The organism is Pseudonocardia sp. SID8383, from assembly GCF_009864975.1.
GTDB classification, from domain to species: domain Bacteria; phylum Actinomycetota; class Actinomycetes; order Mycobacteriales; family Pseudonocardiaceae; genus Pseudonocardia; species Pseudonocardia alni.
This window is the reverse complement of record NZ_WWFY01000354.1, coordinates 1-3,834: the sequence shown is the minus strand read 5'-3', so window position 1 is coordinate 3,834 and position 3,834 is coordinate 1. Positions and strand designations below refer to the sequence as shown.

The window sequence follows — 3,834 nt, the reverse complement described above, 5'->3', positions numbered from 1 at the left end:
CCGACAGCCCGCCGATCGCGAGCGCGGTGGCGGTGAACGCCCACCCCTCGCGGCCGGCCAGCAGCGCCACCCCGGCCGCGGCGAGGGCCGCGCCGGCGAGCCAGGCGACCGTGGTGGTCCAGGACGGCTCGCGCAGCGCGAGCGTCGCGGCCAGGAACGCGACGGTCACCAGCAGCACCGGGGCCACCGCGCGCAGCGCGAACCGCCGCGCCCGGTACCGCACCGGCCCGTCGGTCTTCAGTGCCAGGAACACCGCGCCGTGCAGCAGGAACAGCGCCGTGGTGACGACGCCGCCGAGCAACGCGTAGCCGTTCAGCAGGTCCCCGAGCGACGCGGTGACCACGGTGTTCTGCCCGCTGCCCGGGGCACTGAGCACGGTGGGAAGGCCGCGGACCAGGTTCGCGAGGACCATGCCCCACACGAACGCCGGCACCAGCGACCCGAGACCGATCATCAGGTCCCAGCGGGCCTTCCACGGCGCGTCGGAGCGCTTGTGCCGGTACTCCAGCCCGACCCCGCGCACGATCAGGCCCAGCAGGACCAGCAGCACCGGCAGGTAGAGGCCCGACAGCATGGCGGCGTACCAGGCGGGGAACGCGGCGAACATCGCGCCGACGGCGGCGATCAGCCACACCTCGTTGCCGTCCCACACCGGGCCGATCGCGCCGAGGGCGGCCTCGCGGTCGTCCTCCTCGTCGCGGCCCAGGACGCGGACCAGCATCCCGACGCCGAAGTCGAACCCCTCGAGCACCAGGTAGCCGGTCCACAGCACGGCCACGGCCAGGAACCAGATCGTGGGCAGGTCCATCGTCGTCCCTCCGGGGTCAGTAGCTGAACGCCGCGGGGCGGCGCTCGGCGTCGGTGTCGGCGGGGTCGGCGTCGTCGGCGTCGCCGGGCGGGGCCGCGGGGGCGGCGGGTCCGGCGGCGACGTAGCGGAACAGCAGCCGCACCTCGACGACGGCGAGGATCCCGTAGAGCGCGGTGAACGCGGCCAGGGAGAACGCGACCTGGCCCAGGCTCACTCCGGGGGACACGCTCTGCGCGGTGAGCAGCTCGCCGTGCACCGTCCAGGGCTGGCGGCCCATCTCGGTCAGCACCCAGCCGGCGATGTTCCCCGCCAGCGCCGCGGGCAGCGCGGCGACCACACCCCGGTAGGCCCACCGCTGGAGCCGCCCGGCCGGAGCCGGTGCGCCGTCGCGGGTGAAGCCGGGCAGCCGGCCGCCGCGGGTCAGCCAGAGCCCGGCCGTCGCGACCGCGACCCCGGCCAGGCCGAGGCCCATCATCAGCCGGAACGCCCAGTAGAGGACGGCGATGTTGGGCCGGTAGTCCCCGGGCCCGTAGAGCGCCTCGTACTGCGCCTGCACGTTCTCGATGCCCTGCACCGGGCCCCACGGGCTGCCGGTGGCCAGGAAGCTCAGGACACCGGGGATCTGCACGTTGACGTGGTTGCGGCTGCCCTGGACGTCGCCGACGGCGAACAGCGAGAACCCGGCCGACTCCTCGGTCTGCCACAGCGCCTCGGCCGAGGCGAGCTTCATCGGCTCGTAGGTGGCGGCCAGCTTGGCCTGGTGATCACCGGAGGCGATGACCAGCACCCCGGCCACGAGGGTGACCAGGAACCCGGTGCGCAGGGTCTTCCGGAACAGCGCGTGCTCGCCCGGGTGCGGCGTCGCGTCACCGGGACGGCTCCAGCGTTCGCGCATCAGCTTCCAGGAGCTCACCGCGGCGACGAACAGCCCCGCGATCAGGAACGCCGCGGCGACGACGTGGGTGTAGGTCGACCAGGCCTGCGGGTTGGTCAGCACGGCGCCGATGTCGGTGAGCCGGGCCCGTCCGGTGGCGCGGTCGACCTCGTAGCCGACCGGGTTCCGCATCCACGCGTTCGCCGCGAGGATGAAGTACGCCGAGAGGTTGGACCCGATCGCCGCGGCCCAGATGCAGGCCAGGTGCACGCCTTTCCGCAGCCGGTCCCATCCGAAGATCCACAGCCCGATGAAGGTGGACTCCAGGAAGAAGGCGATGAGCGCCTCCATCGCCAGCGGTGCGCCGAACACGTCGCCGACGAAGGTGGAGTAGGAGCTCCAGTTCATCCCGAACTGGAACTCCTGCACGATCCCGGTGACCACGCCCATCGCGAAGTTGATCAGGAACAGCTTCCCGAAGAACGTGGTGGCGCGCAGGTACTCCTCCCGGCCCGTGCGGAACCAGGCGGTCTGCAGCGACGCGACGATCACCGACAGGCCGATGGTCAGCGGCACGAACAGGAAGTGGTAGATCGTGGTGATCCCGAACTGCCAGCGGGCCAGGTCGAGCGCGTCCATCCGGACCTCCCGAGCGAAGTTCTACGTCCAGTAGTAGTTCTACCGTAAGTAGAAGATCGGTGGGGGGCCGGGCTCGGTGGCCCTCGACACGCGGGTCGTCGCGGAGGTGCTCAGCCGCCGGTGCGCGGGTCGAAGGCGCCGTGCTCGCGCAGCACGTCGAGCACCTCCGGCAGGTCGGCGAAGGCCCGTTCGACGTCGGCCGGGGCGGCGACGCGGTGTGCGTTCGCCTCGACGTAGGCGCGGACCGCGGCGTCGAACCGCTGTGCGCCGACGGCGTCGCGACCCGCGAACAGCGCGGCGGCACCCTGGTCGTAGACGCCGTCGACGAGGTCGGTGAACCCGCCGCGGGAGTCCCAGAACGACATGGGGGCGCCGATCGGGCCCGCGACGTCGCCGGGTCCGAAGCTGCCGATCCGGTACAGGTCGCGCTGGTCGGCGACCAGGGCCTGGGCCCAGGTCGTGAACGCCTCGTCCAGCCACGGGTCACGGGCCTGGTCGTTGCCGACCAGCGCGTAGAACCAGGAGTGGGCGATCTCGTGCGCGGCCAGCGACGGGCGGGTGGCGTCGTCGACGTCGCCGAACTGCAGGTGGGTCGGGAACTCGACGCCGTCGCTCTGGGTGGGCACGACCGTCAGCCACAGGTCCGGGTACGGGTAGGGCCCCAGCAGCCGTTCCAGGGCGGGCAGGAAGCGGGCGACCTCGCCCTGCCAGTCCTGCGCGGAGCCGCGCAGCTCCCCGCCGCGCCGGGCGCCGGCGCGGCCCGCGGTGGGCAGTGCGACGTGCACCCGGGTGGAGCCGACCGTGGACTCGGCGACCCGGTAGGCGCCGACGGCGACCGCGATGTCACGGACCGCGTCGGCGGTGAAGGTGCGGGTGAGCCGCCCGCTGCCGGCGTCGCGGGTGCCGGTGGCCGTCCCGACCCCGACCACCTGCTGGTCCGCCGCCGCGGTGACGGCGAGCGAGGCGAGCCGGTAGTCCTCGGCGACGACGGTCTCGCCGGACATCCGCACCGCGGGGGTGCGGACCCAGCCGCGGCCGCGGACCCAGTCCAGCACCGGCAGCGGACTGCCGAGCCAGGCGGTGCCCGCCGACGTGGAGTGCCCGATGCGTTCGGTGGAGTCCTCGCCGAGGGTGAGGGTGAACCCGAGCTGCGCGGTGACGGTGGTGCCCGCGTCGGCGCAGGACGGCAGCGGCAGCTCGACGAGCGTGCCGGGCGCGCCGTCCGGGGCGCCCGCCTGCTCGGTGCGCGGGGTGACCGGGGTGCCGTCGACGCTCGCGTCGGTGACCCGGGACGAGCCGCCGTCGGAGACGACGGTCGGCCGGTTGGTCCAGAGCCGGAAGACCAGCTCGCAGATCCGGGCGTCGGGGGTGAAGCGGACGGTCTGGCGGCCGGTGGCCGAGGACAGGTCCGGGGCGAGGTCCAGCGACGCGTCGACGACCGGGCGCTGCGGCCACGGGGCCGCCCGCTCGACCTGCGGCACGCCGGCCGCGCAGCCCCCCAGCACGGCCAGGA

3 protein-coding genes are annotated in these 3,834 nt (G+C 73.8%); all 3 read right to left on the bottom strand.

Going from position 1 to position 3,834, the window contains the following annotated elements; translation table 11 throughout:
* Positions 1 to 808, bottom strand: an 808-nt coding sequence (cydB, locus tag GTW08_RS08645) for a cytochrome d ubiquinol oxidase subunit II (RefSeq protein WP_161151741.1), incomplete at its 3' end; no start/stop codon positions are given.
* Positions 809 to 824: 16 nt separating this feature from the next.
* Positions 825 to 2,321 (bottom strand): cytochrome ubiquinol oxidase subunit I, encoded by a 1,497-nt coding sequence (locus GTW08_RS08640; protein ID WP_073574924.1) that lies wholly within the window; start codon positions 2,319 to 2,321, stop codon positions 825 to 827.
* 110 nt (positions 2,322 to 2,431) lie between these two features.
* On the bottom strand, positions 2,432 to 3,834 hold a 1,403-nt coding region (locus GTW08_RS08635; RefSeq protein ID WP_161151740.1), incomplete at its 5' end, for a M1 family aminopeptidase.